At 29.4% G+C, this 3415-nt stretch carries 5 protein-coding genes and 1 pseudogene; all 6 read right to left on the bottom strand.

Annotation, left to right across the window (positions count from 1 at the left end):
• Window positions 1-248: RHS repeat-associated core domain-containing protein (locus tag H277_RS20560; protein WP_033422808.1), on the bottom strand; the 248-nt coding region annotated here is incomplete at its 3' end.
• An 18-nt stretch (window positions 249-266) separates the two neighbouring features.
• A complete protein-coding gene (locus tag H277_RS0118285) occupies window positions 267-827 on the bottom strand; it encodes a hypothetical protein (protein ID WP_019977074.1) in 561 nt (186 codons plus the stop codon).
• Between the two features lie 4 nt (window positions 828-831).
• Window positions 832-1497, bottom strand: a complete 666-nt coding sequence (locus H277_RS20385; RefSeq protein WP_019977073.1) for a polymorphic toxin type 44 domain-containing protein — start codon at window positions 1495-1497, stop codon at window positions 832-834.
• A pseudogene (locus H277_RS20095) lies at window positions 1489-1689 on the bottom strand (RHS repeat-associated core domain-containing protein); the annotation flags it as partial. The gene H277_RS20385 and the pseudogene H277_RS20095, both read right to left, overlap by 9 nt.
• Window positions 1690-2041: 352 nt before the next feature.
• On the bottom strand, window positions 2042-2509 hold the full coding sequence (locus tag H277_RS0118275) for a hypothetical protein (RefSeq protein WP_146810837.1): 468 nt from the start codon (window positions 2507-2509) through the stop codon (window positions 2042-2044).
• On the bottom strand, window positions 2493-3415 hold a 923-nt coding region (locus tag H277_RS19425; protein ID WP_033422807.1), incomplete at its 5' end, for an RHS repeat-associated core domain-containing protein. The genes H277_RS19425 and H277_RS0118275, both read right to left, overlap by 17 nt.

The following is a 3415-nucleotide window of genomic DNA, read 5'->3' as shown; positions in this document are numbered from 1 at the left end:
TCAGTGTTATCTTCAGTCTCTCTAATCAACTCTACTTTGCCATTCTTTAATAATTGGTAATCATCTGGCGGAGTAGCTACCATTCCATCAGGATCAATAAAGAATACCGGATTATTTACAGCATAGGTATATGGAGACCATCTGCGATATTGTTCCGCCAACGGGTCAACATTAAACCAACGTCCGATAGCCGGATCATAATTTCTTGCGCCGTAGTCATAGATATTCAAGCCAAGTTCCTCTTGCAACTCTTTGTTGTTTTATCTCTACCTACTTATATACCAATGTTTATCTATTTGTTCATCCTCAGAAATTTTTTTCTTCCAGTATTCATTTTTAATTTTTGAGAAATCACTTATATAAGCAATGTATTCTTCGTCTTTAATGAAAAATATTATCGAATTACCAATTTCAGTACTGCTATAAATTTTATATATATCTAATTTTTGAAATTCATTGATAATTTTTGAAATATCATTTAAAGTAGAATAATAATCTTGATTTTTCTTTTCACTAATAGAAAGACTGTATTTAGAAATATCAAATGTTCTTTTTGCTTTTGTTTTTAAGCAGATAGTGTCTCCTACATTACAATTGTAGTATTCGAAATTAGGTAAATGATATTTGTTTCCGTTAAATTCTTTTATGAAAGAAGATACTCTTTTATTTCCGTCCAATACATTTGATGTTTTAATATATACACTTTCAAAAATTTTAAAATCAGAATTTTGGAGTTGACTGAGTATTTTATTATCATTATTATGATCGAGCTCTTTACAATTAAAAATTGAAAGTAAACTGATTAACAATATTATTAATTTCTTCATATTATTAATTTTTAATCCATTTAGTAGGGTCAAAAACAGGTTTTTTCGCAGAATTCATACTTTTAGGAGGTTGGTTTGGATAGAAATATCCATTTCTGATAGCTCGTTGATCTTCAGGAGAATCATATATTCCATTTGTTAAACCAGGATTATCTTTTTTTCCATTTATAGCATTGTTTAAATGACCACCAGCTGAAAGCGTTGGGTGACTAAAGCCAAGTCTTTTACCAGCTTGTCCCCATAAAAAATTACCATAATCATAATCATTATAAGCTATCCCATTTACCAAGTGTAAACCCACAGGACTGATATTCATACCTCCATTTTTAAAATCTAATTGTCCATTACTTTCTCCAGATAGATTAGACTCTTCTCCTCTAGGTATACTTTCTCTTTCTATAAAAGTAAGAGAATTTTCTTTTTCACTTCCCATTAAACCATATTCCATTTCTAATTCAATATCTTCTTTAGTAATAAAAAGAACTTCCGTGATAATCCCCTCCTCAATTGCTTTGGGGTCATTTACAGGGTCATTAAAGTTATATTTACCTTCGACCTTCCTTGTTTTTGAATTTTCAATAACAAGTTTGTCAGGCTGATTATTTCTATCTATCCGAACAAAATTTCCTTTTTCATTAAAGATATAATCATCAGGCGGAGTAGCCAACATCCCATCAGGATCAATAAAATAAACAGGATTATTTAAAGCATAAACGTAAGGAGAGAAACGTCTTGATTTTTCAGCCAGCGGGTCAACATTAAACCACCTTCCTAAAGCCGGATCATAGTTTCTTGCACCATAGTCATATAAGTTTAAATTAAGCTCCTCCTGAAGCTCTTTACCGTTGTACTTATACTTATAATTCGCGGAACCGAAAAATACTTTTCAATTAATTGCAATGAAATAATTAATTCCTGTTACTTAATAAGCTTTAAGTTTGTACAATAAGTATTGTGATAACCAACGGAATTATGTAATATACACCTACTGAAATAGCAATCCAATTTGGCTCAATTACAAAATTTATTTTCAAAATAACTAAGAATACACGAGTAAGGAATAAATCCTAATAAAAGAATTAGAATGGTTTTACTAATATTTTCTTCTTTACGAAAAAATGCTAATTTCCTTCAAAATCTTTAAAAACAAAGACAGCTGGTGAACCTTCTTTAATTAAAATGTTTTTACTCAATAGGCTATATAATTCATAATATTATTTGATTAATGTATATCCTCTATCACTTCTTTGATATATCTTAAATAAAGATTTTGAAGGTGTTATATAATTGTCTTTTAAATTTATAAAATCAACATATAGATAAGGTGATGAATTATTAAAATTATAAGAGTCTTTAATTTCGAAAACTATTTTATTATTTTTTATAAATATTAATAATGATTCTTGATTACTTCTAGCTTTATTATATTTTATTCCAATTATTTTACTAATTTCTTCCTTATCTGCTTCTGGATAATTTTCACTATTAAAAACATATAACTTATCCCATTCAAATTGAAAACAATCTTTTAAGTTAATGTAACAACTATTTTTTTCTTTACATGAAGAATAGTAGGAATCTATTGAGGTATAGAAATTATCTTTCTTATTATCACAATTAAAAATTATGAATAAAGTAAATATATAAAATAAACTCTTGATGTGACTATTTATCCTTTCCATTATCATTTAATTCTATTATTCTATTTCTTAAATCTTTCCAATCTTTTTCTGATATATTTGTTTTCGTTACATTAAAAGTTCCATCTTTGTTTTGTTTAATGGTATAAAGACCTTCTGTTTTAAAAATATCTAAAATTGTTAATGCTAGTCCTTTCTTTGTAGCAAAATTTCGTTCTTCTCCATATTTTCTACCTATTTGGTTATTGAGTTCATCAGCAATACCATCGGCTTGTACGATATTATTTAGATTGTTTTTATTAGATATATCAATAGTAGCTCCTTCATGAGAATCTGCAATACTTTTAGCAGTTTCTGCTCCATATTCTTTAGTCATGAGAGCACTCCACAAAGCATGCCTATATGCACCTCTATCACTTCCTCTATCATTATCTTCTGCTACTGGTCCATTTCTCTTTAATACAGCTTCTTTAGCTTCTTTTGAAGCTCCTCTTGTAGCAAAATTATTAGCTACAACTCGTGCACTATTTGACCATTTCCATGGAGAACCAGCTCCAAAAGCTTCTGATAAACTATATTTTGATGTGTTATGTTGTTTCCATTCGTTATAAGCCTTATTATTTCCTGCGTTACTTTGGATATCTTTATTTGTCGTCGGTGCTCCTTCCAGACCCTCAATTTCAATTTTCCAGACAGGATTATTATGTGCAAATTGATACGTACTGATGTTGTAATAATCTTCTGAGATTGGATCAACCCCGAAAAAACGTCCTATATCGGGCATGTAATTTCTGTAACGGTATGTGTACCAATTGAGTCCAAACTCATCTTGTAACTCCTGCCCATTATAACGATACTTATAATTGCTTACGTAAAAAAACGGGGTGTTTTGCTTTTGTTTATGGTCTGCCATAAAAATATCCGGCATTGGTTTATGTACCACTGTAA

This window comes from Empedobacter brevis NBRC 14943 = ATCC 43319 (genome assembly GCF_000382425.1).
Classification (GTDB): Bacteria; Bacteroidota; Bacteroidia; order Flavobacteriales; family Weeksellaceae; genus Empedobacter; species Empedobacter brevis.
This window is presented reverse-complemented; position numbering and strand designations above follow the sequence as displayed.

Excerpts from the sequence above, each read along its gene's own strand:
- H277_RS0118285 (WP_019977074.1), bottom strand. The coding sequence starts at position 827 with ATGAAGAAATTAATAATATTGTTAATCAGTTTACTTTCAATTTTTAAT.
- H277_RS0118275 (WP_146810837.1), bottom strand. The coding sequence starts at position 2,509 with ATGGAAAGGATAAATAGTCACATCAAGAGTTTATTTTATATATTTACT.
- H277_RS20385 (WP_019977073.1), bottom strand. The coding sequence starts at position 1,497 with ATGTTGGCTACTCCGCCTGATGATTATATCTTTAATGAAAAAGGAAAT.